Origin of the sequence: Streptomyces sp. Da 82-17, assembly GCF_046098215.1 — a bacterium.
GTDB lineage: Bacteria > Actinomycetota > Actinomycetes > Streptomycetales > Streptomycetaceae > Streptomyces.
This window is the reverse complement of the sequence record NZ_JBJURH010000007.1, coordinates 79,675-104,693: the sequence shown is the minus strand read 5'-3', so window position 1 is coordinate 104,693 and position 25,019 is coordinate 79,675. Positions and strand designations below refer to the sequence as shown.

General features: G+C 70.7%; 24 protein-coding genes. 5 read left to right on the top strand and 19 right to left on the bottom strand.

The window, feature by feature from the left end; translation table 11 throughout:
• Positions 1-5: 5 nt before the first annotated feature.
• The 11 genes from nuoK to ACIDOF_RS14085 form a co-directional block, all read right to left on the bottom strand.
• Positions 6-305 (bottom strand): NADH-quinone oxidoreductase subunit NuoK, encoded by a 300-nt coding sequence (gene nuoK / locus ACIDOF_RS14135; protein ID WP_409006188.1) that lies wholly within the window; start codon positions 303-305, stop codon positions 6-8.
• Complete coding sequence (locus ACIDOF_RS14130) at positions 302-1,153, bottom strand: NADH-quinone oxidoreductase subunit J (protein ID WP_409006187.1); 852 nt, start codon at positions 1,151-1,153, stop codon at positions 302-304. The genes nuoK and ACIDOF_RS14130 overlap by 4 nt, the downstream gene beginning before the upstream one ends.
• Positions 1,150-1,842: an NADH-quinone oxidoreductase subunit NuoI gene (gene nuoI, locus ACIDOF_RS14125; RefSeq protein ID WP_409006425.1), complete on the bottom strand. Its 693-nt coding sequence runs from the start codon at positions 1,840-1,842 to the stop codon at positions 1,150-1,152. The genes ACIDOF_RS14130 and nuoI overlap by 4 nt, the downstream gene beginning before the upstream one ends.
• 1 nt (position 1,843) lies before the next feature.
• Positions 1,844-3,229: an NADH-quinone oxidoreductase subunit NuoH gene (nuoH, locus tag ACIDOF_RS14120; RefSeq protein WP_409006424.1), complete on the bottom strand. Its 1,386-nt coding sequence runs from the start codon at positions 3,227-3,229 to the stop codon at positions 1,844-1,846.
• Between the two features lie 20 nt (positions 3,230-3,249).
• The gene (locus ACIDOF_RS14115) at positions 3,250-5,751 is read right to left on the bottom strand and encodes an NADH-quinone oxidoreductase subunit G (RefSeq protein ID WP_409006186.1); all 2,502 of its coding nucleotides are present in this window, start codon (positions 5,749-5,751) and stop codon (positions 3,250-3,252) included.
• Complete coding sequence (nuoF, locus tag ACIDOF_RS14110) at positions 5,748-7,121, bottom strand: NADH-quinone oxidoreductase subunit NuoF (protein WP_409006185.1); 1,374 nt, start codon at positions 7,119-7,121, stop codon at positions 5,748-5,750. The genes ACIDOF_RS14115 and nuoF overlap by 4 nt, the downstream gene beginning before the upstream one ends.
• Positions 7,121-7,927, bottom strand: coding sequence for an NADH-quinone oxidoreductase subunit NuoE (nuoE, locus tag ACIDOF_RS14105; protein WP_409006423.1), 807 nt, complete (start codon positions 7,925-7,927; stop codon positions 7,121-7,123). Before nuoE ends, nuoF begins: the two co-directional genes overlap by 1 nt.
• A 17-nt stretch (positions 7,928-7,944) precedes the next feature.
• The gene (locus ACIDOF_RS14100) at positions 7,945-9,279 is read right to left on the bottom strand and encodes an NADH-quinone oxidoreductase subunit D (protein ID WP_409006184.1); all 1,335 of its coding nucleotides are present in this window, start codon (positions 9,277-9,279) and stop codon (positions 7,945-7,947) included.
• A complete protein-coding gene (locus ACIDOF_RS14095) occupies positions 9,279-9,995 on the bottom strand; it encodes an NADH-quinone oxidoreductase subunit C (RefSeq protein WP_409006422.1) in 717 nt (238 codons plus the stop codon). Before ACIDOF_RS14095 ends, ACIDOF_RS14100 begins: the two co-directional genes overlap by 1 nt.
• Before the next feature lie 77 nt (positions 9,996-10,072).
• Complete coding sequence (locus tag ACIDOF_RS14090) at positions 10,073-10,627, bottom strand: NADH-quinone oxidoreductase subunit B family protein (RefSeq protein ID WP_128554793.1); 555 nt, start codon at positions 10,625-10,627, stop codon at positions 10,073-10,075.
• An 11-nt stretch (positions 10,628-10,638) separates the two neighbouring features.
• Positions 10,639-10,998: an NADH-quinone oxidoreductase subunit A gene (locus ACIDOF_RS14085; protein ID WP_007490928.1), complete on the bottom strand. Its 360-nt coding sequence runs from the start codon at positions 10,996-10,998 to the stop codon at positions 10,639-10,641.
• 974 nt (positions 10,999-11,972) lie between these two features.
• On the opposite strand from ACIDOF_RS14085, the gene ACIDOF_RS14080 reads away from it, so the two are divergent.
• Positions 11,973-12,770 (top strand): C40 family peptidase, encoded by a 798-nt coding sequence (locus tag ACIDOF_RS14080; protein ID WP_409006183.1) that lies wholly within the window; start codon positions 11,973-11,975, stop codon positions 12,768-12,770.
• Between the two features lie 384 nt (positions 12,771-13,154).
• Here the strand turns inward: ACIDOF_RS14080 and ACIDOF_RS14075 are convergent, their stop codons facing one another.
• Positions 13,155-14,444: a geranylgeranyl reductase family protein gene (locus ACIDOF_RS14075; RefSeq protein WP_409006421.1), complete on the bottom strand. Its 1,290-nt coding sequence runs from the start codon at positions 14,442-14,444 to the stop codon at positions 13,155-13,157.
• 120 nt (positions 14,445-14,564) lie between these two features.
• Here ACIDOF_RS14075 and ACIDOF_RS14070 point away from each other — a divergent pair, with 120 nt between their 5' ends.
• A complete protein-coding gene (locus ACIDOF_RS14070; RefSeq protein ID WP_409006182.1) occupies positions 14,565-15,089 on the top strand; it encodes a GNAT family N-acetyltransferase in 525 nt (174 codons plus the stop codon).
• Between the two features lie 25 nt (positions 15,090-15,114).
• Here the strand turns inward: ACIDOF_RS14070 and ACIDOF_RS14065 are convergent, their stop codons facing one another.
• Complete coding sequence (locus ACIDOF_RS14065; protein WP_409006181.1) at positions 15,115-16,035, bottom strand: glutaminase; 921 nt, start codon at positions 16,033-16,035, stop codon at positions 15,115-15,117.
• Between the two features lie 55 nt (positions 16,036-16,090).
• Positions 16,091-16,786, bottom strand: a complete 696-nt coding sequence (locus tag ACIDOF_RS14060) for a demethylmenaquinone methyltransferase (protein ID WP_409006180.1) — start codon at positions 16,784-16,786, stop codon at positions 16,091-16,093.
• A gap of 212 nt (positions 16,787-16,998) precedes the next feature.
• Here ACIDOF_RS14060 and ACIDOF_RS14055 point away from each other — a divergent pair, with 212 nt between their 5' ends.
• Entirely contained in the window at positions 16,999-17,202 is a 204-nt protein-coding gene (locus ACIDOF_RS14055) for a hypothetical protein (RefSeq protein ID WP_409006179.1), read from the top strand.
• Here the strand turns inward: ACIDOF_RS14055 and ACIDOF_RS14050 are convergent.
• The 4 genes from ACIDOF_RS14050 to ACIDOF_RS14035 all read right to left on the bottom strand — a co-directional run bounded on the left by ACIDOF_RS14050 (position 17,199) and on the right by ACIDOF_RS14035 (position 21,885).
• Complete coding sequence (locus tag ACIDOF_RS14050) at positions 17,199-17,798, bottom strand: imidazolonepropionase-like domain-containing protein (RefSeq protein WP_409006178.1); 600 nt, start codon at positions 17,796-17,798, stop codon at positions 17,199-17,201. The two genes, ACIDOF_RS14055 and ACIDOF_RS14050, sit on opposite strands and share 4 nt — an antisense overlap.
• Before the next feature lie 16 nt (positions 17,799-17,814).
• Complete coding sequence (gene mqnC / locus ACIDOF_RS14045) at positions 17,815-19,014, bottom strand: cyclic dehypoxanthinyl futalosine synthase (protein WP_409006177.1); 1,200 nt, start codon at positions 19,012-19,014, stop codon at positions 17,815-17,817.
• Positions 19,015-19,136: 122 nt separating this feature from the next.
• Positions 19,137-20,921 (bottom strand): serine/threonine-protein kinase, encoded by a 1,785-nt coding sequence (locus ACIDOF_RS14040; RefSeq protein WP_409006176.1) that lies wholly within the window; start codon positions 20,919-20,921, stop codon positions 19,137-19,139.
• Between the two features lie 112 nt (positions 20,922-21,033).
• On the bottom strand, positions 21,034-21,885 hold the full coding sequence (locus tag ACIDOF_RS14035; RefSeq protein ID WP_409006175.1) for a menaquinone biosynthetic enzyme MqnA/MqnD family protein: 852 nt from the start codon (positions 21,883-21,885) through the stop codon (positions 21,034-21,036).
• 314 nt (positions 21,886-22,199) lie between these two features.
• Here ACIDOF_RS14035 and ACIDOF_RS14030 point away from each other — a divergent pair, with 314 nt between their 5' ends.
• Together ACIDOF_RS14030 and ACIDOF_RS14025 are read left to right on the top strand one after the other, a co-directional pair.
• Positions 22,200-22,403 (top strand): cold-shock protein, encoded by a 204-nt coding sequence (locus ACIDOF_RS14030; protein ID WP_016645643.1) that lies wholly within the window; start codon positions 22,200-22,202, stop codon positions 22,401-22,403.
• A gap of 341 nt (positions 22,404-22,744) precedes the next feature.
• Positions 22,745-23,449, top strand: coding sequence for a trypsin-like serine peptidase (locus tag ACIDOF_RS14025; RefSeq protein ID WP_409006174.1), 705 nt, complete (start codon positions 22,745-22,747; stop codon positions 23,447-23,449).
• Between the two features lie 15 nt (positions 23,450-23,464).
• On the opposite strand, the gene ACIDOF_RS14020 is transcribed toward ACIDOF_RS14025, so the two are convergent.
• Complete coding sequence (locus ACIDOF_RS14020; RefSeq protein WP_409006173.1) at positions 23,465-25,015, bottom strand: alpha/beta hydrolase; 1,551 nt, start codon at positions 25,013-25,015, stop codon at positions 23,465-23,467.
• Positions 25,016-25,019: the final 4 nt, after the last annotated feature.

The window sequence follows — 25,019 nt, the reverse complement described above, 5'->3', positions numbered from 1 at the left end:
GCCCCTCAGAGCTTCATCAGGCTGGCGTCGTCGACCGAGGCCGAATGACGGGACCGGAACAGGGACACGATGATCGCGAGCCCGACCACGACCTCGGCGGCGGCGACGACCATCGTGAAGAACGCGATGATCTGGCCGTCGAGGTTGCCGTGCATCCGGGAGAAGGTCACCAGCGCGAGGTTGCAGGCGTTGAGCATCAGCTCGATGCACATGAACACCACGATGGCGTTCCGCCTGATCAGCACGCCGGTGGCGCCGATCGCGAACAACAGGGCCGCGAGATACAGGTAGTTGACCGGGTTCACTTCGCGGCCTCCTTCGTGCCCGAGGCGGCGTCGTCGGTCGACGACGCGGTGTCGCCGCTCCTGCCGAGCCGTTCGTCGGCGCGCTGCTCCAGGGCCCGCAGATCGTTCAGCGCCTCACTGGACACGTCCCGGATCTGGCCGCGGTCGCGCAGCGTCCGGTTGACCGTGAGCTCCGACGGGGTGCCGTCGGGCAGCAGGCCTGCGATGTCCACGGCGTTGTGCCGCGCGTACACACCCGGGGCCGGGAGCGGCGGGAGGTGCTTGCCCTCGCGCACGCGCTGCTCGGCCAGCTCGCGCTGGGTCTTGGCGCGCTCGGTGCGCTCCCGGTGCGTGAGCACCATGGCGCCGACCGTGGCCGTGATGAGCAGGGCGCCGGTGATCTCGAACGCGAAGACGTACTTGGTGAAGAGCAGGGCGGCCAAGCCCTCGACGTTCCCCGGGGTGTTGGCCTGGCTCAGGCCGTTGAACTCCTTCAGGGAGGCGTTCCCGATGCCGCCGATCAGGAGGACCGCGAAGCCGAGGCCGCACAGGGCCGCGAGCCAGCGCTGTCCCTTGATCGTCTCCTTCAGGGAGTCCGCCGCGGTGACGCCGACCAGCATGACGACGAACAGGAACAGCATCATGATCGCGCCGGTGTAGACGACGACCTGCACGATGCCCAGGAAATAGGCGCCGTTGGCGAGATAGAACACCGCCAGGACGATCATGGTGCCGGCCAGGCAGAGCGCGCTGTGCACGGCCTTCTTCATGAAGACGGTGCACAGAGCGCCGATCACCGCGACGGTGCCGAGGACCCAGAACTGGAAGGCCTCGCCGGTGGAGGTGGCGTAGGCGGCGAGCGTGCTCATTTGCCGACCACCTTCTTCGACGCCGGTTCCTCGGGGCCGAAGGTCGACTCCGCCTCCTGCACCACCTCGCCCTTGGAGTGGGCGACTTGGGGCTCGGTGCCGGGGGCCGCCTCGGTGACCAGGCCGCGGTAGTAGTCCTGCTCGTCCATGCCCGGGTAGATCGCGTGCGGGCTGTCGACCATGCCCTCTTCGAGGCCGGCGAGCAGCTGCTCCTTGGTGTAGATGAGGTTGGCCCGGCTGGAGTCGGCCAGCTCGAACTCGTTCGTCATCGTGAGCGCGCGCGTGGGGCAGGCCTCGATGCACAGGCCGCACAGGATGCAGCGAGCGTAGTTGATCTGGTACACCCGCCCGTACCGCTCGCCCGGGGAGTAGCGCTCCTCGTCGGTGTTGTCCGCGCCCTCGACGTAGATCGCGTCCGCCGGACAGGCCCAGGCGCACAGCTCGCAGCCGACGCACTTCTCCAGGCCGTCCGGGTGCCGGTTGAGCTGGTGACGGCCGTGGAAGCGCGGGGCTGTGACCTTCTTCTGCTCCGGGTACTGCTCGGTCAGCCGCTTCTTGAACATGGCCTTGAAGGTCACGCCGAAGCCGGCCACGGGGTTGTGGAACCCCTGTGCCGTGTCCTTGCCCTCGCCCTGCCCGGCGGGCGCGCCGGACGCGGGCGACTTCTCGGAAGGGTCGTTCCTGGAGATCTCAGACACCGTCAGCCTCCTTTCCGTCACTTGCAGTATTGGTGCCGCCACTGACAATCAACTCCCGCTCCTGGCGCGAGCGTCGACGCGGCACGGGCGGCAGGGTCTGTCCCGGGAGCGGTGGCACGGGATAGCCGCCGGCCATCGGGTCGAACGCGGGCTCCGGCTCGGCGGTAGCGGCCTGCGCCTCCGCCTTGTCCCGCTTCTCGCGGAAGATGTCGACGACGAAGGAGAGCAGCAGGATGGCGAGCACACCGCCGCCGACGTACAGCACGATCCCGGTGAACGCGACGTTCTCGTTGCGCAGCGTGCGTACGGTCGCGACCAGCATCAGCCAGGCCACCGAGACCGGGATGAGCACCTTCCAGCCGAGCTTCATCAGCTGGTCGTAGCGGACGCGGGGCAGGGTGCCGCGGAGCCAGATGAAGAAGAACAGCAGCAGCTGCACCTTGAGGACGAACCAGAGCATCGGCCACCAGCCCTGGTTGGCGCCCTCCCAGAAGGTGCTGATCGGCCAGGGCGCCCGCCAGCCGCCGAGGAACAGGGTGGTCGCGACGGCCGAGACCGTCACCATGTTCACGTACTCGGCGAGCATGAACAGCGCGAACTTGATCGAGCTGTACTCGGTGTTGAAGCCGCCGACGAGGTCGCCCTCGGACTCCGGCATGTCGAACGGCGCCCGGTTGGTCTCGCCCACCATCGTCACGACGTACAGCAGGAACGACACCGGCAGCAGCAGGATGTACCACCGGTCGCCCTGCGCCTCCACGATCGCCGAGGTCGACATCGAGCCCGAGTAGAGGAAGACGGAGGCGAACGCGGCGCCCATCGCGATCTCGTACGAGATCATCTGCGCGCAGGAGCGCAGGCCGCCGAGGAGCGGGTACGTCGAGCCGGACGACCAGCCGGCGAGGACGATGCCGTAGATGCCGACGGAGGCGACCGCGAGGATGTAGAGCATCGCGATCGGCAGGTCCGTGAGCTGCATCGTCGTACGGTGGCCGAAGATCGAGACCTGGTTGTCGGCCGGGCCGAAGGGAATCACCGCGATCGCCATGAACGCCGGGATGGCGGCGACGACCGGTGCGAGGACGTACACCACCTTGTCGGCGCGCTTGACGACCACGTCCTCCTTGAGCATCAGCTTCACGCCGTCCGCGAGGGACTGCAGCATGCCCCAGGGGCCGTGCCGGTTGGGGCCGATGCGCAACTGCATCCAGGCGACGACCTTGCGCTCCCACACGATGGAGAAGAGCACCGTCACCATCAGGAACGCGAAGCAGAACACCGCCTTGATCCCGACGAGCCACCACGGGTCGCGCCCGAACATGGACAGGTCCTCGACGGCGAGCGGGCTCAGGGCGGCCGCGTCGACCGCCTGATGCATCACTGCGTTCATTCCTGCGCTCATGCCTGCACCTCCTTGGCCGGTGCGGCGGCGGCCACGGCCGGGCCGATGCGGACGAGTTCACCGGGGCGCGCCCCGGTGTCCGAAGTGACGCCTCCTCCGGTCGAGTTGAGCGGCAGCCAGACGACCCGGTCGGGCATCTCGGTGACCTGCAGCGGGAGTCGTACGTCGCCCTCGGGGCCGGTGACCGCGAGGACGTCGCCGTCCTTGACGCCGGCCTCGGCAGCGGTGGCCGCGGAGAGCCTCGCCACGGCCGCGTGCCGGGTGCCGGCGAGGGCCTCGTCGCCCTCCTGCAGGCGGCCCCGGTCGAGCAGCAGCCGGTGCCCGGCGAGCACCGCCTCACCGGCGGCCGGGCGCGGCAACTGCCCGCCGGACTCCAGGGGTTCGGTGGCGCGCGGCCCGTCCCAGGCGCCGAGCCGGTCCAGCTCGCGCCGGACGGTGCGCAGGTCGGGCAGGCCCAGGTGGACATCCATCGCGTCGGCGAGCATGTGCAGCACGCGCGCGTCGGCGGGCGGCAGTTGGCGGGTCATCTGGTCGGGCTTCAGGGCGGCCTCGAACATCCGGGACCGGCCCTCCCAGTTGAGGAACGTGCCGGGCTTCTCGGCGACGGCCGCGACCGGGAGGACCACGTCCGCCCGCTCGGTGACCTCGCCGGGCCGCAGTTCCAGACAGACCACGAAGGCCTCGTCGAGCGCCGCACGCGCGCGTGCCGGGTCCGGCAGGTCCGCGACCTCGACGCCCGCGACGACCAGGGCGCCCAGCTCGCCGCTCGCGGCGGCCTCCACGATCTGGCCGGTGTCCCGCCCGTAGCGGTGCGGGAGTTCGGCCACGCCCCAGACGGCGGCGACCTCGTCACGCGCGCGTGGATCGGTCGCGGGCCGGCCGCCGGGCAGCAGCGCCGGCAGCGCGCCCACCTCGACGGCGCCGCGCTCACCGGCCCGGCGCGGGATCCACACCAGTTCGGCGCCGGTGGCGGTCGCCACGCGGACGGCCGCGGTGAGCCCGCCGGCCACGCCGGCCAGCCGCTCGCCGACGACGATCACCGCGCCCTCGGCCCGCAGCGCCTCCGCGACCGGCGCACCGTCCTCGCCGAGCCCGACGCCGGAGGCGAGCGCGTCCAGCCACTCGGTCTCGGTGCCGGGCGCGGCGGGCAGCAGCGTGCCGCCGGCCTTCTCCAGGCCACGGGTCGCGTACGGGGCGAGCGCGAAGGTCTTCTGGCCGTGCTTGCGCCAGGCCTTGCGCAGCCGCAGGAAGACGCCGGGCGCCTCCTCCTCGGCCTCGATCCCGACGAGCAGCACCGCGGGCGCATTCTCCAGGGCGGTGTACGTGACGCCGCTCCCGTCGAGGTCGCGTCCGCGTCCCGCCACCCGCGCGGCCAGGAAGTCGGCCTCCTCGGAGGAGTGCACGCGCGCGCGGAAGTCGATGTCGTTGGTGCCGAGCGCCACGCGCGCGAACTTGCTGTACGCGTACGCGTCCTCGACGGTGAGCCGCCCGCCCGCGAGCACACCCGCACGCGCGCGTGCCGCCGAAAGTCCTTCGGCCGCGGCGGCCAACGCCTCGGGCCAGCTCGCCGGTTCGAGCACGCCGTCCTCGCCGCGGACGAGCGGGGTGGCGAGCCGGTCGCGCTGCTGGGCGTAGCGGAACGCGAAGCGGCCCTTGTCGCAGATCCACTCCTCGTTGACCTCGGGGTCGTCGGCCGCGAGGCGGCGCATCACCTTGCCGCGCCGGTGGTCGGTGCGGGTCGCGCAGCCGCCGGAGCAGTGCTCGCACACCGACGGCGACGACACCAGGTCGAACGGCCGCGAACGGAACCGGTAGGCGGCCGAGGTCAGCGCGCCCACCGGGCAGATCTGGATGGTGTTCCCGGAGAAGTACGACTCGAAGGGGTCGCCCTCGCCGGTACCGACCTGCTGCAGCGCGCCCCGCTCGATCAGCTCGATCATCGGGTCGCCCGCGACCTGGTTGGAGAACCGGGTGCAGCGCGCGCACAGCACGCACCGCTCACGGTCGAGCAGCACCTGCGTGGAGATCGCGACGGGCTTCTCGTACGTGCGCTTCTTGCCGTCGAAGCGGGAGTCGGCCTGGCCGTGCGAGACGGCCTGGTTCTGCAGCGGGCACTCGCCGCCCTTGTCGCAGACCGGGCAGTCCAGGGGGTGGTTGATGAGCAGGAGCTCCATCACGCCCTTCTGCGCCTTCTCCGCGACCGGCGACGTCAGCTGGGTCTTGACGACCATGCCGTCGGTGCAGGTGATGGTGCAGGACGCCATCGGCTTGCGCTGGCCCTCGACCTCGACGATGCACTGGCGGCAGGCGCCGGCCGGGTCGAGGAGCGGGTGGTCGCAGAAGCGCGGGATCTCGATGCCGAGCTGTTCGGCGGCGCGGATGACGAGCGTGCCCTTGGGGACGCTGATGTCGACGCCGTCGATGGTCAGCGAGACCAGGTCCTCGGGAGGCGGAGCCGCCTCCCCGCCCCCGGAGGGAGCATTTGTCGCGACCGTCATGCGTTCACCTCCGTGTGCTTGTCGGCCCAGAGGGTCGACTTGGCGGGGTCGAAGGGGCAGCCCTTGCCGGTGATGTGCTCCTCGTACTCCTCGCGGAAGTACTTCAGGGAGGAGAAGATCGGCGAGGCCGCGCCGTCGCCGAGGGCGCAGAAGGACTTGCCGTTGATGTTGTCGGCGATGTCGTTCAGCTTGTCGAGGTCGGACATGGTGCCCTTGCCGGCCTCGATGTCGCGGAGCAACTGGACGAGCCAGTACGTGCCTTCGCGGCAGGGGGTGCACTTGCCGCAGGACTCGTGGGCGTAGAACTCGGTCCAGCGGGTGACGGCGCGGACGACGCAGGTGGTCTCGTCGAAGCACTGCAGGGCCTTGGTGCCGAGCATCGATCCGGCGGCGCCGACGCCCTCGTAGTCGAGCGGGACGTCCAGGTGCTCGTCGGTGAACATCGGGGTCGAACTGCCGCCCGGGGTCCAGAACTTGAGGCGGTGGCCGGGCCGCATGCCGCCGCTCATGTCGAGCAGCTGGCGCAGCGTGATGCCGAGCGGGGCCTCGTACTGGCCGGGGGACGCGACGTGGCCGCTGAGCGAGTAGAGCGTGAAGCCCGGGGACTTCTCGCTGCCCATCGACCTGAACCAGTCCTTGCCCTTGTTCAGGATCGCGGGAACCGACGCGATGGACTCGACGTTGTTCACCACAGTGGGGCAGGCGTACAGACCGGCGACAGCGGGGAAGGGGGGTCGCAGCCGGGGCTGGCCACGCCGTCCTTCGAGCGAGTCGAGCAGCGCGGTTTCCTCACCACAGATGTACGCCCCGGCGCCGGCGTGCACCGTGAGTTCCAGATCGAGTCCCGAACCGAGGATGTCGTTCCCCAGATAACCCGCCTCGTACGCCTCGCGTACTGCCTCGTGCAAGCGCCGCAGTACGGGGACGACTTCGCCCCGCAGATAGATGAAGGCGTGGTTCGACCGGATCGCGTAGCAGGCGATCACGATGCCCTCGATGAGGCTGTGCGGGTTCGCGTAGAGGAGCGGGATGTCCTTGCAGGTGCCCGGCTCCGATTCGTCGGCGTTGACAACCAGATAGTGCGGCTTTCCGTCCCCCTGGGGGATGAACTGCCACTTCATCCCGGTGGGGAAGCCCGCGCCGCCGCGGCCGCGCAGACCGGAGTCCTTCACGTACGCGATGAGGTCGTCCGGGGACATCGCGAGGGCCTTGCGGAGGCCTTCGTACCCCTCGTGCCGGCGGTAGGTGTCCAGGGACCAGGGGCGGTCCTCGTCCCAGCACGCGGAGAGGACGGGGGCGAGCAGCTTCTCGGGGCTGTGCTCTCCTCCGGTCTCCGGTCGGGAGCCCCCGTAGGCGGTGGACACGGTCATCACTCCCCCTCCTCGGCGGTGGGACCGGCCGGGTGGTCCGGGTCCGAGGCCGACGTCTGCTGCGGTGCGTCGTGCGAGCTGAGGTGTTCGGCGGGCGACTCGCCCTGCGGGGCCTCGCCGCGGGGGTGGACCACGCGCGCGGGGTGCACCTCGCCCTTGGCAAGGCGCAGCCCGATGAGCGATGCGGGGCCCGCGGCTCCGCCCGCCTCGACGGCGCCCTCGCGCTCGTCCGGGAACCCGGCGAGGATGCGGGCGGTCTCCTTGAACGTGCAGATGGGGGCGCCGCGGGTGGGCTCGACGGTGCGGCCGGAGCGCAGGTCGTCGACGAGCTTCTTGGCGGACTCGGGGGTCTGGTTGTCGAAGAACTCCCAGTTGACCATCACCACGGGCGCGTAGTCGCAGGCGGCGTTGCACTCGATGTGTTCGAGGGTGACCTTGCCGTCCTCGGTGGTCTCCTCGTTGCCGACGCCGAGGTGCTGCTTCAGCTCCTCGAAGATGGCGTCGCCGCCCATGACGGCGCACAACGTGTTGGTGCAGACGCCCACTTGGTAGTCGCCGCTCGGCTTGCGGCGGTACATCGTGTAGAAGGTGGCGACCGCGGTGACCTCGGCGGTGGTGAGGCCGAGCACGTCGGCGCAGAACTGCATGCCGGTCCGGGTGACGTGCCCTTCCTCGGACTGCACCAGGTGCAGCAGCGGAAGCAGCGCCGAGCGGGAGTCCGGGTAGCGGGCGATCACCTCGCGCGCGTCCGCCTCCAGCCGGGCACGGACGTCGGCCGGGTAGTCGGGGGCGGGGAGCTGGGGCATCCCCAGGCTGACGTCTGTCACCGGTCGACGCCTCCCATCACGGGGTCGATGGATGCGACGGCGACGATCACGTCGGCGACCTGGCCGCCTTCGCACATGGCCGCCATGGCCTGCAGATTGGTGAAGGACGGGTCGCGGAAGTGGACCCGGAAGGGGCGGGTGCCGCCGTCCGAGACGACATGCACGCCGAGCTCGCCCTTGGGCGACTCCACCGCTGCGTACGCCTGTCCGGGCGGGACCCGGAAGCCCTCCGTCACCAGCTTGAAGTGGTGGATCAGGGCCTCCATGGAGGTGCCCATGATCTTCTTGATGTGGTCGAGCGAGTTGCCCAACCCGTCCGGGCCGAGCGCGAGTTGGGCGGGCCAGGCGATCTTCTTGTCGCCGACCATCACCGGGCCCGGCTCCAGGCGGTCGAGGCACTGCTCGACGATCCGCAGCGACTGGCGCATCTCCTCCAGGCGGATCAGGAACCGCCCGTAGGAGTCGCAGGTGTCGGCGGTGGGGACGTCGAAGTCGTACGTCTCGTACCCGCAGTACGGGTCGGTCTTGCGCAGGTCGTGCGGCAGGCCGGTGGAGCGGAGGATCGGGCCGGTGGCGCCGAGGGCCATGCAGCCGGCCAGGTCGAGATAGCCGACGTCCTGCATGCGGCCCTTGAAGATGGGGTTCCCGGTGGCGAGCTTGTCGTACTCGGGAAGGTTCTTCTGCATCTTCTTCACGAACTCGCGGATCTGGTCCACCGCGCCGGGCGGCAGGTCCTGGGCGAGTCCGCCGGGGCGGATGTAGGCGTGGTTCATCCGCAGGCCGGTGATCAACTCGTAGATGTCGAGGATGAGTTCACGGTCGCGGAAGCCGTAGATCATGATCGTCGTCGCGCCGAGCTCCATGCCGCCGGTGGCGAGGGCGACGAGGTGCGAGGACATCCGGTTGAGCTCCATCAGGAGCACGCGGATGACCGAGGCGCGGTCCGGGATCTCGTTCTCGATGCCGAGGAGCTTCTCGACGGCCAGACAGTACGCCGTCTCGTTGTAGAACGGCGTCAGATAGTCCATGCGCGTCACGAACGTGGTGCCCTGCGTCCACGTGCGGTACTCGAGGTTCTTCTCGATGCCGGTGTGGAGGTAGCCGATGCCGCAGCGGGCCTCGGTGACCGTCTCGCCGTCGATCTCCAGGATCAGGCGCAACACCCCGTGCGTGGACGGGTGTTGTGGGCCCATGTTGACGATGATGCGCTCGTCGTCGGACTTCGCCGCCTGCTCGACGACCTCGTCCCAGTCGCCGCCGGTGACGGTGTAGACGGTGCCCTCGGTCGTCTCCCGGCCGGAGGCGTGGGACGTTGCGTTGGATGCTGACATCAGCTGTACGACCTCCGCTGGTCGGGAGCCGGGATCTGGGCGCCCTTGTACTCGACGGGAATGCCGCCGAGCGGGTAGTCCTTGCGCTGCGGGAAGCCCTGCCAGTCGTCCGGCATCATGATCCGGGTGAGGGCCGGGTGCCCGTCGAAGACCAGGCCGAAGAAGTCGTAGGTCTCGCGCTCGTGCCAGTCGTTGGTCGGGTAGACCGAGACCAGGGACGGCACGTGCCGGTCGTCGTCCGGGGCGCTCACCTCCAGGCGGATCAGCCGGCCGTGGGTGATCGAGCGCAGGTGGTACACGGCGTGCAGCTCGCGGCCCTTGTCCTCCGGGTAGTGCACGCCGGAGACGCCGGTGCACAGCTCGAAGCGGAGCGCCGGGTCGTCGCGCAGCGTCTTCGCGACGCGTACGAGATGTTCGCGGGCGATGTGGAAGGTGAGCTCGTCGCGGTCGACGACGGTCTTCTCGATGGCGTTCTCGGGGAGCAGGTCCTGCTCCTCCAGGGCGCCCTCCAGCTCGTCGGCCACTTCGTCGAACCAGCCGCCGTACGGCCGGGAGGAGGCGCCGGGCAGGCGTACGGAGCGGACCAGGCCGCCGTAGCCGGAGGTGTCGCCGCCGTTGTTGGCGCCGAACATGCCGCGCTGGACGCGGATCTCCTCGCCGTGGTCGCCGCGCTGGCCGGGGAGGTTCTGCGTGCCGAGGTCCTTCTCGGGGTTCACGCCGTTGCCGTTGGTGCTGTTGTTGCTGTTGTTGCTGTTGTTGCCGTTGTCGCTGTTGTTGCCGTTGGTGCTCTCGCTCACCGCAGCAGCCCCTTCATCTCGATGGTGGGGAGCGCCTTGAGCGCCGCTTCCTCCGCCTCGCGGGCCGCCTCCTCGGCGTTCACGCCGAGCTTGGACGTCTGGATCTTCTGGTGGAGCTTGAGAATCGCGTCCATCAGCATCTCGGGCCGCGGCGGGCATCCGGGCAGATAGATGTCGACGGGGATGACGTGGTCGACGCCCTGGACAATTGCGTAGTTGTTGAACATTCCGCCCGACGACGCACAAACCCCCATGGAAATGACCCACTTGGGATTCGGCATCTGGTCGTAGACCTGCCGCAGCACGGGCGCCATCTTCTGGCTGACGCGGCCGGCCACGATCATCAGGTCGGCCTGGCGCGGCGATCCGCGGAAGACCTCCATGCCGAAGCGCGCGAGGTCGTACCGGCCGGCGCCGGTCGTCATCATCTCGATCGCGCAGCAGGCGAGGCCGAAGGTGGCGGGGAAGACGGATGACTTGCGCACCCAGCCCGCGGCCTGTTCGACGGTGGTCAGCAGAAAGCCGCTCGGCAGCTTCTCTTCGAGTCCCATTGGTCAGCCCCTCAGTCCCATTCCAGGCCGCCGCGCCGCCATACGTACGCGTACGCGACGAAGACGGTGAGCACGAAGAGCAGCATCTCCACGAGCCCGAAAAGCCCCAGGGCGTCGAAGGTGACGGCCCAGGGGTAGAGGAAGACGATCTCGATATCGAAGATGATGAAGAGCATCGCCGTCAGGTAGTACTTGATCGGGAAACGCCCTCCGCCGGCCGGCGTCGGCGTCGGCTCGATGCCGCATTCGTAGGCCTCGAGCTTGGCTCGGTTGTACCGCTTTGGACCGATGAGCGTGGCCATGACCACGGAGAAGATCGCAAAGCCGGCGCCTAGGGCTCCCAATACGAGGATGGGCGCATAAGCGTTCACCGCTCCTCGCTCCTCTCAGTCGACATTGACTGCTTCGGCGGACGGACCTCCGGACCTGCGAGCCCCCCACCGAGACGCTGAAGATCGCGCTTATGTGAGGCAGTTCACAAGCCCAACTGCCCCGCATCCTATGCCCGCCGGTCTGTGATCTGCGACACGGGGTACGCCAACGCCTTTGTGATCTCCACCACCTGACGAAGGATCATGAAGTCGGATGAGCGGTGATCTTCATACGCGAAGCACCGAAGTGATCACCAGAGGTGACATCTGCACTCGTCATGCCTGGTCGGAGGGGGGTCGGCACTATCAAGAGGTGGCTACTGCAAGCAAATTGGCGCTGGACGAGAACGGCTGATATTGGAGCCCCGCCACCCGCCCCGGACAGGGGTTCGGCGTCGACGGCGTTCAAGTGGACGCACTGACAAGGGGAGTTGACGCCCTGGCGGACGCGGGGCTGCGGCCGGGCTGTGCGCACGTCTTCACAAGTGCGCGCGTGCACGCGTTCACGAGCTCACGTACGCGAGCGGACTTCACCGCAGAACGGGGACTACGACGCGTGCACCTCTCCCCCACAACCCGGGCACCCCGCGAGCACGATCGGCGCTGGGCATTCACACGACATAGCGGGCCACATCGGGCATACGCCAACGAACACCCCGTCAACTCCCCTGCGCGGGCCCGGACGTTCGCCCGCGATTACCCGTTCCAGCGGTGACCTTTCCGTGACCTGCGCCACGTCGCCGAGGCGCCGCGAAAGCCGGGCTTGGCCATCGACCGGATCGGATGGTAGGCGCAGGGCAAAAGGGACGTAACCCAGAAACCCAATGATCACAGGCGTGGACCGGGGTGTCCGCATTGCCCGTTACGGCGTCAATAAAGGCCGACACGCCCGGGATTCACGCCACGGGCACGCAACTGTGGCGCAGCACACGTTTGTTGAAGGGAACCCGGAGGCCCTGATAGCGGTTGTTCTCATGTCCCACACCGCTCACATACCCAGCCACCGGAAGCCCCGTCCGCAGCGGGCCACGAAGCTGCGCGCCGGAGTTGCCGGTGGCGTCCTCAGCACCCTCGCGGTGGCCGGCTCCGCCGGTTCGGCGCACGCTGCCGAGCCGGTGACCGAGACCATCGAGATGCCCACGCTCACCACCGAGCTGGCGACCAAGGTCGCCGCGAGCGCGGACGCCACGCAGCAGGCCGCGGACTCCTACAAGCTGCAGGCCGAGCAGGACGCCGCAGCCTCGAAGGCCGCCAAGGAGGCCAAGAAGGCCAAGGCCAAGGCGATCGCCAAGGCCAAGGCCGAGAAGGAGGCGAAGGAGCGCGCCGAGGAGCGTGCCGCCCGCGCCGCCGAGCGCCAGACGCTCAGCGCCGTCTCCGACAGCGCCGAGTCCACCGCTGACGCCGTCGCGCCCGCCAGCGGCAGCATGGGAGCCGTCATCAGCTTCCTGCACGCCCAGGTCGGCGACGCGTACGTCATGGGCGCCTCCGGCCCCGACTCCTGGGACTGCTCCAGCCTGGTCCAGGCCGCGTTCAAGCAGGCCGGCGTCGACCTGCCGCGCGTCTCCCAGGACCAGTCGATGGTCGGCACCGAGGTCGGCACCGGCAACCTCCAGGTCGGCGACATCCTGTACTGGGGCGGCAAGGGCTCCGCGTACCACGTGGGTGTCTACATCGGCAACGGCCAGTACCTGGACGCCGCCAACCCCAGCAAGGGCGTCGTCATCCAGGACCTGTCCGGCTACCCGGCCGACGGTGCTGTCCGCGTCATGTGACGGACCCCGAAACACCCGAAAGGGCCCCACTCCACCCGGAGCGGGGCCCTTTCGCCGTACGCGAGCGGTGAGCGTGGGGACGAACGGCGTGCCGGGGGGGGCGGCCCTTTCGCCGTACGCGAGCGGCGAGCGGACCGCTCAGGCCCTAGGGGCGACCGCCGCCAACACCGGCCCCGGCGCCGCACCTTCGCGCACGGCGCCGTACCGCGTCCGGCACACCGGCACCGCCAACGGCAAGCACTCGCCGCAGTCCGGCGCCGAGAACCTGGCCGGGCCGGAACGAACGGCGGGCGGGTGGCGGCCCTTGCGTCGTGCCCGCGGAAGACCGCCGTACGCGCCGCACCCGCGGAAGGCCACCGCCCGTGCCGTACGCGAGCGGACCTCTCAGGCCTTAGGGGCGACCTTCGAGAGGCCGTTGATGATGCGGTCCATCGCGTCGCCGCCCGTCGGGTCGGTGAGGTTGGCGAGCATCTTCAGCGTGAACTTCATCAGGATCGGGTGCGTCAGGCCCCGCTCCGTCGCGATCTTCATGATCTTCGGGTTGCCGATGAGCTTCACGAACGCGCGGCCCAGCGAGTAGTAGCCGCCGTAGGTGTCCTTGAGGATCTTCGGGTAGCGCTGCAGGGCGAGTTCGCGCTGGGCGTCCGTGGCGCGGGCGTGCGCCTGCACGATCACGTCGGCGGCGAGCTGCCCCGATTCCATGGCGTACGCGATGCCCTCGCCGTTGAACGGGTTGACCAGGCCGCCCGCGTCGCCGACGAGCAACAGGCCCTTGGTGTAGTGCGGTTGCCGGTTGAACGCCATCGGCAGGGCGGCGCCGCGGATCGGCGTCGTCATGTTCTCCGGGGTGTACCCCCAGTCCTCCGGCATCGAGGCGCACCAGGCCTTCAGCACCTCGCGCCAGTCCAACTCCCGGAACGCCTTGGAGGAGTTGAGGATGCCGAGGCCGACGTTGGACGTGCCGTCGCCCATGCCGAAGATCCAGCCGTACCCGGGCAGCAGCCGGTCCTGCGGGCCGCGCCGGTCCCACAGCTCCAGCCACGACTCCAGGTAGTCGTCGTCGTGGCGCGGGGACTCGAAGTACGTACGGACGGCGACGCCCATCGGGCGGTCCTCGCGGCGGTGCAGGCCCATGGCAAGGGAGAGCCGGGTCGAGTTGCCATCGGCGGCGACCACCAGCGGGGCGTGGAAGGTCACTTCGCGCTTCTCGTCGCCGAGCTTGGCGTGCACGCCGGTGATCCGGCCCGTGCGGTCGTCGAGGATCGGGGCGCCGACGTTGCACTGCTCGTAGAGCCGCGCGCCCGCCTTCTGGGCCTGGCGGGCCAGCTGCTCGTCGAAGTCGTCGCGCTTGCGCACCAGTCCGTAGTCCGGGTACGAGGCGAGGTCAGGCCAGTCCAGCTGGAGGCGGACGCCGCCGCCGATGATGCGCAGGCCCTTGTTGCGCAGCCAGCCCGCCTCCTCGGAGATGTCGATGCCCATCGACACGAGCTGCTTGGTCGCGCGCGGCGTGAGGCCGTCGCCGCAGACCTTCTCACGGGGGAACGCGGTCTTCTCCAGGAGCAGGACGTCGAGCCCGGCCTTCGCCAGGTAGTACGCGGTCGTGGAACCGGCTGGACCGGCCCCGACGACGATCACATCTGCACTGTGTTCGGAGAGGGGCAGGGGCTCGGTCACGCGGATCTCCCCGGGCTCGGAGGTACGGAGTTCGGCTGTCGGCAGATTCACGTGCCGAAGCGCACTGGACATGGGCAGTCTATGGGGGCGTACCGATCACGGACCGAAGGGCTGCCTCGTATGACGTCAGCGACGCCGAGCACCGCCGCACCCACGCCCGCCGTCAGGCTGCGCGTCCCCACGGAGGAGGACGCGTACGCCTGGCACCGGGTCTTCGACCACCCCGAGGTCATGGAGTTCCACGGCGGCAGGGCGGCCGAGCTCTCGGTGTACGAGGAGCTGACCGCCCGCCAGCGCCGGCACGACGCGGAGTTGGGCTTCTGCCTGTGGACGCTGCTCGACGAGGAGGAGCAGGTCCTCGGCTTCACCGGCGCGCAGCCCTGGCCGCACGAGTGGGGCCCCAAGGGCGCGATAGAGATCGGCTGGCGGCTCGGCCGGGACGCCTGGGGGCGCGGATACGCGACGGCGGCGGCGCGGACGACCCTTGAGCGGGTCCGGGCGGCCGGGGTGCGCGAGGTGGTCGCGATGGTGGCCGCGGAGAACGAGCGGTCGATCGCCGTGACCCGCCGCCTCGGCATGGAGCTCGCCGAGACGTACACGACGCCGACGGGCCGGCGGGGCCACTGCTTCCACCTGGCGCTCTGACCCCATGAGGGGGTGAAGCGGCGGGTCAGAACACCGAGAGCCCCGTCAGCGTCGTGAAGCGGTCGAGCGCGGCCACGCCCGCAACGGAGTTGCCGCGCTCGTCGAGCCCCGGGCTCCACACGCACAACGTGCCCCGGCCCGGCACGACGGCCACGATCCCGCCGCCCACCCCGCTCTTGCCGGGCAGCCCCACGCGGTACGCGAAGTCCCCCGCGGCGTCGTACGTCCCGCAGGTCATCATCACCGCGTTGATCTGCTTCGCCTCGCTGCGCGACAGCAGCCGGGAGCCGTCGGCGAGCAGCCCGTGCCGGGCCAGAAAGCCCGTGGCCAGGGCGAGATCGGCACAGCTCATCTCGATCGAGCACTGCCGGAAGTAGTGGTCGAGCAGCGTCGGCACGGGATGCCGGATGTTGCCGTACGACGCCATGAAATGCGCGAGGGCCGCGTTGCGGTCGCCGTGCGCGGTCTCGGACGCGGCGACCTCCAGGTCGAAGCCGAGGTCCGGGTTGCCGCTCTCCGCGCGCAGGAAGGCGAGCAGGTCCTCGCTGGCGTCCCCGGTCAGCGACTGCAGCCGGTCGGTGACGACGAGCGCGCCGGCGTTGATGAACGGATTGCGCGGAATGCCGTTCTCGTACTCCAGCTGCACAAGGGAGTTGAACGGATTGCCGGACGGCTCACGGCCCACGCTCTCCCACAGGACGGCGCCGTCCTGCGCGAGGACCAGGGCGAGCGTGAACACCTTGGTGATCGACTGGGCGGAGAACGGAACCTGCCACTCCCCCACGCCGTGCACCCGTCCGTCGACGTCGGCGAAGGCCATCCCGAAGCGGTGCGGGTCGACCCCGGCGAGCGCCGGGATGTAGTCGGCGCTGCGGCCGCGGCCGGGCATGGCCCCGACCTCGTCGGCGATCTGCTCCAGGACGTCCTGCAGGTCGGGGAAGTCCACGTGCCCGTCCCTCTTACCCGTGCTCGTACTCGTACTCAGGCGGAATCGCGGGCGCTCAGGCCGGCTTGAAGCCGCGGTGCAGGGCCACGATGCCGCCGGTCAGGTCGCGCCAGGCCACCTTGGCCCAGCCGGCCGCCTGCAGCCGCGAGGCCAGCGCGGGCTGGTCCGGCCACTCGCGGATCGACTCGGCGAGATAGACGTACGCGTCCGGGTTCGAGGAGACCGCGCGGGCGACGGGCGGCAGGGCACGCATCAGGTACTCGGTGTAGACCGTGCGGAACGGGGCCCAAGTGGGCTGGCTGAACTCGCAGATGACGACCCGGCCGCCGGGCTTCGTCACCCGGTACAGCTCGCGCAGCGCCCGGTCCGTCTCCTGCACGTTGCGCAGGCCGAAGGAGATCGTCACCGCGTCGAACACGTCGTCCGCGAACGGCAGTCGGGTCGCGTCGCCCGCCGTGAACGGCATGTGCGGGTGCCGCTGCTTGCCGACGGAGAGCATGCCGAGGGAGAAGTCGCACGGCACCACGTACGCACCGGCCTGCGCGAACGGCTGCGAGGAGGTGGCGGTGCCGGCGGCGAGGTCCAGGATCTTCTGCGCGGGCCGCGCGTCCACGGCCTTCGCGACCTCCTTGCGCCAGAGGCGGGCCTGGCCGAGGGAGAGCACGTCGTTGGTGAGGTCGTACTTCTCGGCGACGTCGTCGAACATCTCGGCGACTTCGTGCGGCTGCTTGTCCAGGGATGCGCGGGTCACCCGGTCATTGTGGCAGGCGCCCCCATCCCCCCGCGGCCGGGACCCGGCCCTGCGGGCCCGCCCCAGCGTCTGCCCTGTGCCGTTGCATCGGCGGCTGCCACCCGGCGGCCCGTCCTCGCGCCCACGCGGCGCCAGCCGCATATCGACACAGCCCCGCGCCCCTGAAGGCATGCGCTGCGCGCAGCCTTCCCGCCCCCTCTACGCTGTGGCGCGTGAAGCGGTGGATGGTGGGGATCTGGTTGGTGCTCGTGCTCGGGGGGTGGGCGTTCACCGAGTCCATCGACGACCGGATCGAACCAGGCTCGGGCCGTACGGAACCGACGCCGGCCGCGCCCTCCGCGCCCGTCGACCTGGACTGCCCCAGCCGGGCCCCGGACGGGTCGATCCTGGCGTGCGCGTACCGGGTGGCGGACTAGCGTCCCCGGTACACGAGCCGCCCGCCGATCACCGTCGCCACGCAGGTCGACGCGCCCCGGCGGACCAGCTCGGCGCGGTCCGCGACGTCGAAGACCGCGAAGCGGGCCGGGCCGCCCGCCGACAGGGCCGGGAGCAGCACCAGCGGGCGCGGCGAGAGCGAGACGGGCCCGGGAAGCCCCTCGGGGCGGGCGGCGAAGACCAGCCCGGAGCGCTGCGCCACCTCCAGGACCGCCTTGGCGCGCAGCTCACCGGCGATCGCGACCGTGCCGTGCGCGAACAGCCGCTGCACACCGCGGCGTGCGCTCGCGCCGAGCCGCGCGGGCTCGGCGCGGAACAGCTCGCGCGCCCGCTCCCCGCCGATCGGCGCCGTGCCGAACGTGTCGGCCTCGCGCGGATCGGGGTGGTACGTCGACTCCAGGATCTCCGGGCCGTACGGGTTGAGCAGCCCGGGCGTGAGGATGCCGGGCCAGCGCCGCACCCGGGCCGTGGGGTGGGCGGCGGCCAGCTCCTCGTACGGGCCGAGGGCGGCGAGAGTCGCACCGTCGACCAGGACGGCCGACTCCGGGGACGCCTCGGCGACGTGAAGTGTCAGCACGTACGGACCAGTCGGCTCAGTTGGCGGGGAGCAGCTTGAGCTCGGGGTGGGCCGTGCCGCCCTCGATCGCGACGGACGAGATGTGCGAGGCGACGCGCTCGTCGACCGGGTCGTTCGCCGGGTCGTCGTGCACCACCAGGTGCTCGTACGTCGTGGAGCGCTGCGCCGGGACGCGGTCCGCCTTGCGGATCATGTCGATGATCTCGAGGAGGTTGGAGCGGTGCTTGGCGCCGGCGGAGGACACCACGTTCTCCTCCAGCATCACCGAGCCCAGGTCGTCCGCGCCGTAGTGCAGGGAGAGCTGGCCGATCTCCTTGCCGGTGGTCAGCCAGGAGCCCTGGATGTGCGCGACGTTGTCGAGGAAGAGGCGGGCGATGGCGATCATCCGCAGGTACTCGAAGATCGTCGCCTGCGTACGGCCCTTGAGGTGGTTGTTCTCGGGCTGGTACGTGTACGGGATGAAGGCGCGGAAGCCGCCCGTCCGGTCCTGCACGTCGCGGATCATCCGCAGGTGCTCGATGCGCTCGGCGTTGGTCTCGCCCGTGCCCATCAGCATCGTGGAGGTGGACTCCACGCCCAGCTCGTGGGCGAGCTCCATGATCTCCAGCCAGCGCTCGCCGGACTCCTTGAGCGGCGCGATCACCTTGCGCGGTCGGGCCGGCAGCAGCTCGGCGCCGGCACCGGCGAACGAGTCGAGGCCCGCCGCGTGGATCCGGCGGATCGCCTCCTCGGCACTGACCCCGGAGATCCGCGCCATGTGCTCGACCTCGGAGGCGCCGAGGGAGTGGATGACGAGCTGCGGGAACGCCTTCTTGATCGCCGAGAAGTGCTCCTCGTAGTACTCGACGCCGAAGTCCGGGTGGTGGCCGCCCTGGAACATGATCTGGGTGCCGCCCAGTTCGACGGTCTCCGCGCAGCGGCGCAGGATGTCGTCGAGGTCGCGGGTCCAGCCCTTCTTGGTGTCCTTCGGGGCCGCGTAGAACGCGCAGAACTTGCACGCCGTCACGCAGACGTTCGTGTAGTTGATGTTCCGCTCGATGATGTACGTCGCGATGTGCTCCGTGCCCGCGTACTTCAGCTTGCGCGCGGAGTCGGCGGCGCGGCCGAGCGCGTGCAGGGGCGCGGAGCGGTAGAGGTCGAGGGCCTCTTCCGGGGTGATCCGCCCGCCCTCGGCGGCACGGTCGAGAACGGACTGGAGGGAGGCCTTCTCGGTCACCGGGGTCCCTTTCAGGCGGTTTCAGGCGGTCTTACGCGCGGACTGATCCAGCGTACGCCAGGGCTCCGACAGGGCGGCTGCGGCCCCGTGGCGCCCGACCGCTGCCGCTGCGTGGAGCCCGGCTACTTCCGCGAAAGACGCGCCTCCGGGCTCCCGCCGTCCGGGTTCTCCGACACGTACTCGAGGTCGTCGCCGACCGGGGTGAGGCGGACCGGGTGGTCGTTGGACGTGCAGCGGACGTCGCCCTTCCGCTGGGCGCGGCCGGTGGCGAGGATGCCGTCCTCGGTGACCTTCTCGAGGGTCAGCACGTCGGTGCAGGTGCTGAGGCCCAGCTCGTCCGTCATGCTCGCGGTGCCGAACTTCTCGCCGGGGGCGGCCTGTTGGACGACGACCCGGACCGTGCCGGACGGCAGGGACCCGTCGAGCGCCCTGGCCCGGCCCTCCCACGTGCCGAGCAGGCGCTTCGGGATCGCCTGGTCCGGTTTGGCGCCGGGCTGCTGCTCGCCCGTGGCCGGCGGCTTCTTCCCGGCGCTCGCGTCCTGCCCCTCGCCGGGCAGCAGCCCCGACAGGAAGGCGCCGCCCACGGTGGCGACGGCCAGCGCCCCGGCGACCGCGAGTGCCACGGTGCAGCTCATCCGCCGCCCCCGGCCGCCCTCCCCGGGCGTGCTCCCCGCGTCCACGGTGACGGCGAGCCGGCCGCGCTGCGGCGGTACGGAACCGGCCCCGCGGGACGCGTCGTTCGAGGTCGACGTGGCGTGCCGGGCGGCGTCCTCGGCGTACGACGGGTCGGGCGGGCCGAAGCCGGGCACGCCGGGCGGCGGGGGCTCGGGGCTGCGCGGGTCGAAGTGCACGGAGGCGGGCTCGTCGCCGGCCGTCGGCGGGGCGGTCGGGGGCGGGCCCGCCGAAGGCGCGGTGGACGGGTGTCCCGAGGAGGGTGCGACGGTCGACGGGCGGTCCACCGAGGGGCTGCTGAACTCGACCAGCCCCGAAGGCTGTTCGGCCGCCTCCAGGTCGAGGAGGCCGACCGCGCTGCGGCTGACCTGCTCGACCAGCGGGCCCGGCAGCCAGCCGGAGACCGTGAGGGCCGCGGCGCCCTCGGGCGCGAGCCGCCGGGCGACCTCCTCGGGAGCGGGCCGCGCGTCCGGCTCCTTGGCCAGGCAGGCGGCGACCAGGTCCCGCAACTCGCCCTCGGGAAGGGTGAGTTCGGGTTCCTCGTGGACGACCTTGTAGAGCAGCGACGCGGCCGACACGTCCCCGCCGAAGGGCGCCGTGCCCGTCGCCGCGTACGCCAGGACCGCGCCGAGGGAGAAGACGTCGGCGGCGCCGGTGACGCCCTTGCCGAGGATCTGCTCGGGCGCCATGTACCCGGGCGAGCCGATGGAGACGCCGGTCGAGGTGAGGGAGGCCGTGCCGTCGGTGGCGCGGGCGATGCCGAAGTCGATCAGGCGCGGCCCGTCCAGGGTGAGGAGCACGTTGGACGGCTTCACGTCGCGGTGGACCAGGCCGAGGGCGTGCACGGCGGTGAGCGCCTCGGCGAGCCCCGCGCCCAGGACGCGTACCGCCTGGTCGGGAAGGGCCGGCAGGGTGCCGCGCTCGCCGACGGCGCGGGAGAGCGGCGGCCCGGCGACGTACCCGGTGGCGACCCAGGGCACCACGGCCTCCGGGTCGGCGTCGAGGACGGGCGCGGTCCAGGCGCCGCCGACCCGGCGCGCGGCGTCGACCTCGCGGCGGAAGCGGGCGCGGAATTCCTCGTCGAGCGCGAAGTGGGGGTGCACGACCTTGACGGCGACGGTGCGGCCGCCGGCGCTGCGCCCCAGGTAGACGCGGCCCATGCCGCCCGCGCCGAGCCGGCCGAGCAGCCGGTACGGCCCGACGGCGGTCGGCTCTCCGGCTTCCAGCGGCTGCATGAAGTCCCTCCCCCGTCGTCCCGCCCGTCCCCCAGCAGCCTACGGGGAGAGGGGGCGGGGCCCGCCAGGGGTGCGCCGGCGGACCAGGGCGCCGAGGGAGGGGCCGTACGGGTCAGGTCTCCAGCAGGTCGACCCGTACGTCCGCGTCGAAGCCGGTGCTCGGGCCGACGCGGCGGGCGAACTCGCGCACTCCGGCGAGCTGGTCGGCGCCGAAGCGGAAGTCGAGCGTCGTGAAGTACCGCTCCAGGACCTCGGCGTCGAACCGCTCCCAGCGCGCGGCCTGCTCGGCGACCTTGGTGACCTCCTCCAGGGACACGTCACGGGAGGCGAGGAAGGCCTCGTGCACCTTCCGTACGACCTCGGGCTCGCGCTCCAGGTAGTCGCGCCGGGCCGCCCACACGGCGAAGACGAACGGCAGGCCCGTCCAGTCCTTCCACATCTGGCCGAGGTCGTGGACCTCCAGGCCGAGCTGCGGCCCGTCGTGCAGGTTGGCGCGCAGGGCCGCGTCCCCGATGAGCACGGCGGCGTCCGCCTCGCGCATCATCAGGCCGAGGTCGGGCGGGCACGTGTAGTAGTCGGGCCGGACGCCGACGCTCTCGGCGAGCAGCAGCTGCGCGAGCCGGACGGACGTGCGGGACGTGGAGCCGAGGGCGACGCGGGCGCCGTCGAGCCGGTCGAGCGGCAGCTGCGAGACGATCACGCAGGACATCACGGGGCCGTCGCAGCCCACCGCGATGTCGGGCATGGCCACGAGCTGGTCGGAGTTCTTGAGGAATTCCACGAGGGTGATCGGGGCGATGTCCAGGTCACCGCGTACCAGCCGCTCGCTGAGCTTCTCCGGGGTGTCCTTCGTGAGCTCCAGGTCGAGCAGGGTTCCGGTCCGTGCGAGGCCCCAGTACAGAGGCAGGCAGTTCAGGAACTGGATGTGCCCGACGCGCGGGCGGTTGCGAGGAGAATTGTCCACATCGCGAGGCTAGCCCCCGTGCGATACGGTGCCTCGCCTGGGTCCACCACAAGAACCCCATGAGACGCCCGGATGCACGGCTGTCAACGACTTCGCGCCGTTTCTCAGACATCCGGGTGACGTGATCTTGCCCTCTATCGCTTGCGGCTTGCTGCGTGCTAGGCTCGCCGCAAGTTGCAGTTTGGTTTCCCTTGCAGTACAGAGCCTGCGGAGCATGTGACCGCGGGCTCTCGTCGTTTTCAGACTTTTGCGGTTGTGCTTGACACGCGTGGGGTTCTGGAGCAGGGACACCCTTTGGCCCATAGGAGGGCTTTATGGCTACCGGAACCGTGAAGTGGTTCAACGCTGAAAAGGGCTTTGGCTTCATCGCCCAGGAAGGCGGCGGCCCGGATGTCTTCGTCCACTACTCCGCGATCAACGCGTCTGGCTTCCGCTCCCTCGAGGAGAACCAGGCCGTGACGTTCGACGTCACGCAGGGCCCCAAGGGCCCGCAGGCCGAGAACGTCACCCCGGCCTAATCAGGCCAGGAACCTCTCGGTTCTGATCCGGTTCGGATAGCAGTACCCAAGGAGCCTCGCCCCCGCTTCGTGCGGTGGAGCGGGGCTCCTGCCTTTTGCGCGACCCATGCCCCCGGATTGCGTACGGGCGACTTCGACGGCGGAATGGAAGCGGAACCGCTGCGGAACGCACCGCTCGACCGACCGCCGTACCGCAGCGAAACTTCTCGGGGCCGAGATGTTCAAGAATTGATCATCTTTGTTCGTGGGGCTTCGCGGGCTTAGCGGCTTCGCGGCTTTCCCTCGCGATTTCACAGACTTCTCGTGCATGCTTCCCGGCAATCCGGCGAGAGGAGTCGTACATGCCGCAGCGGCTGCGGGCGGTACTCGCGGCGGGCGCCCTGGTTTCCTGCGTCGTACTGCAGGACGCGAACGCGCTGCCGCGCGCGCCGCACGCCGAGGTGGGCGCGCTCTTCGCCGGTGACGCCGATGAGCTCACCGGCGGGCACTTCTGCACGGCCTCCGTGGTGCACAGCCCCGGCCGGAACCTGATCGTCACCGCCGGGCACTGCCTCGCCGAGGGCGACGACGTGTCCTTCGCTCCCGGCTACCGCGACGGCACGGCCCCGTACGGCCTCTGGCGGGTGGACCGGGTGTTCGCCGACGCGGCCTGGACCGACGCGGAGGACGAGGACCACGACCTGGCCTTCGCCACCGTCGAGCCGCGCGAAGGCCGCCGGATCGAGGACGTCACGGGCGCCAACACCCTTGCCGCCGACGGGCGTACGGGCCGCGAGGTCACGCTCACCGGCTACCCCTCGGCCGAGGAGGCGCCCCGCACCTGCACCGCCACGCCGGCCGCGTTCCGCCGCACCCAGCAGCGCATCGCCTGCCCGGACTTCTCCACCGGCACCAGCGGCAGCCCCTGGGTGGACTCCGGCGGGCGGATCACGGGCGTGCTCGGCGGGTATCTCGGCGGCGGCGACAGCCCCGACGTGTCGTACAGCGTGCTGCTCGACGGGCGGGCGGCGGCGCTGTACCGGGAGGCGACCCGCCCGTCCCCGTGAGGCCCCTCGCGGGGGCTACTCCTCGCCGCAGTAGAGGCTGCCCGCGCCCAGCTCGCCGTAGAGCAGGTAGGCGTCGGCCTTCTCGGCGACGCACTTGGACGAGAAGTAGCCGGTGTGGCCGTCGCCCCGGTTGTCGAGGAGGACGGCCCGGTCGCCGAGGCGGGCGGCGGTCTCGACGGCCCAGCGGTACGGCGTGGCCGGGTCGCCGCGGGTGCCGACGAGGAGGATGCGCGGGGTGTCGACGTCGTGGATCTTGCGGATGAAGTCCGTGCCCTTGGGCTGGCCCGCGCAGAGCAGGACCTGCTCGATCCGGGCCGGGCCGAAGATCGGGGACGCCTCGGTGTAGTCGTCGACCAGGCTCTGGACCAGCTTCTCGTCGGAGAGCTGGGCGGCGGTGAGGCGGTCGGGGTCGTCGGCGCAGTTCACCATGGCGAGGGCGACGCCGAAGTTGTCGGGCGGCACGTCCTCCTGCGCGACGATCCGGCCCGCGCCCCTCACCGCCGGGCCCGGCGTGACGTGCTCGTCCGGGGGCGGGATCGGTACGCCGGTGAGGCGGAGCAGGGCGCGCGGGTCGCGGTCGGCGACGACGTTGGTGAGGGCCTGGGAGAGGTACGGCCAGGCGTCGCGGTGGTACAGGGCCTGGCCGAGCACGTTGACCAGGTCCTCGCCGCTGTACTCGACGTCTTCGCCGAGCGGGATGGGGCGTTCGTTCAGCCGGTCCACGAGCTGGGCCATGTTCTGCTTGGCGTCCCGCGAGTTGTCGCCGAGGACGCAGCCGGCGTTGCCCGCGCACCAGGTGACGAAGTTGTCGAGGGCGGTCTGCTGGCCCTCGACGGCCACCCGGGTCTGCTCGACCATCGGCTCGGTCAGCGTGTCCACGCCGTCGAGGACCATACGGCCGACCTTGTGCGGGAACTGGCCGGTGTAGACGGCGCCGAGGCGGGTGCCGTACGAGAAGCCGAAGTAGTTGAGCTTGTCGTCGCCGAGGGCCGCGCGCATCACGTCCAGGTCGCGGGAGACATTGATGGTGCCGATGTGGTCGGCGACCTGGCCGGAGTGCCTGCGGCAGACCTGCCACTGCTTCGCCGCCTGGCCGAGGACGGCGCTCGCGTCGTCGGCGAGCTGCTCGTCCGGCATGTCGCTGCCGTCGCCGCAGGTCACGGGGGAGCTGGTGCCGACGCCGCGGGGGTCGAAGCCGACGATGTCGTAGCCCTTGGCCAGGTCCTCGAACTGCTTCGCCGAGCCGACGAGTCCGGAGACGCCGGGGCCGCCCGGGCCGCCGAAGTTCACGAGGAGCGAGCCGCGCTTCTCGCCGGTGGCGGGGATGCGGTTCATCGCCAGGTCGACGGTGCCCTTCTCCGGGGCGGCGTAGTCGAGGGGGACGGTGACCTTGCCGCACCGCATGCCTTCGGGGGCGCCGTCGAGGTCCTTGCAGTCGGACCAGGTGAGCTTCTGGGCGTAGAAGCGGGTCAGGTCCGGCTCGGCGGGGCGGGTGGCGGTTCCTGGCGTGGCGGCGCCGAGCAGGGCTACGACGGCGAGTCCGGCCGTCACACAGCGTGTACGCATCCGA

What these genes read in the sequence shown, in the direction of transcription:
- ACIDOF_RS14115 (WP_409006186.1), bottom strand. Translation starts at nt 5,751, where the DNA reads ATGACGGTCGCGACAAATGCTCCCTCCGGGGGCGGGGAGGCGGCTCCG.
- ACIDOF_RS14020 (WP_409006173.1), bottom strand. Translation starts at nt 25,015, where the DNA reads ATGCGTACACGCTGTGTGACGGCCGGACTCGCCGTCGTAGCCCTGCTC.
- ACIDOF_RS14070 (WP_409006182.1), top strand. Translation starts at nt 14,565, where the DNA reads ATGACGTCAGCGACGCCGAGCACCGCCGCACCCACGCCCGCCGTCAGG.
- ACIDOF_RS14040 (WP_409006176.1), bottom strand. Translation starts at nt 20,921, where the DNA reads ATGCAGCCGCTGGAAGCCGGAGAGCCGACCGCCGTCGGGCCGTACCGG.
- nuoF (WP_409006185.1), bottom strand. Translation starts at nt 7,121, where the DNA reads ATGACCGTGTCCACCGCCTACGGGGGCTCCCGACCGGAGACCGGAGGA.
- nuoE (WP_409006423.1), bottom strand. Translation starts at nt 7,927, where the DNA reads ATGCCCCAGCTCCCCGCCCCCGACTACCCGGCCGACGTCCGTGCCCGG.
- ACIDOF_RS14030 (WP_016645643.1), top strand. Translation starts at nt 22,200, where the DNA reads ATGGCTACCGGAACCGTGAAGTGGTTCAACGCTGAAAAGGGCTTTGGC.
- ACIDOF_RS14100 (WP_409006184.1), bottom strand. Translation starts at nt 9,279, where the DNA reads ATGTCAGCATCCAACGCAACGTCCCACGCCTCCGGCCGGGAGACGACC.
- ACIDOF_RS14130 (WP_409006187.1), bottom strand. Translation starts at nt 1,153, where the DNA reads ATGAGCACGCTCGCCGCCTACGCCACCTCCACCGGCGAGGCCTTCCAG.
- ACIDOF_RS14025 (WP_409006174.1), top strand. Translation starts at nt 22,745, where the DNA reads ATGCCGCAGCGGCTGCGGGCGGTACTCGCGGCGGGCGCCCTGGTTTCC.
- nuoH (WP_409006424.1), bottom strand. Translation starts at nt 3,229, where the DNA reads ATGCATCAGGCGGTCGACGCGGCCGCCCTGAGCCCGCTCGCCGTCGAG.
- ACIDOF_RS14090 (WP_128554793.1), bottom strand. Translation starts at nt 10,627, where the DNA reads ATGGGACTCGAAGAGAAGCTGCCGAGCGGCTTTCTGCTGACCACCGTC.
- ACIDOF_RS14080 (WP_409006183.1), top strand. Translation starts at nt 11,973, where the DNA reads ATGTCCCACACCGCTCACATACCCAGCCACCGGAAGCCCCGTCCGCAG.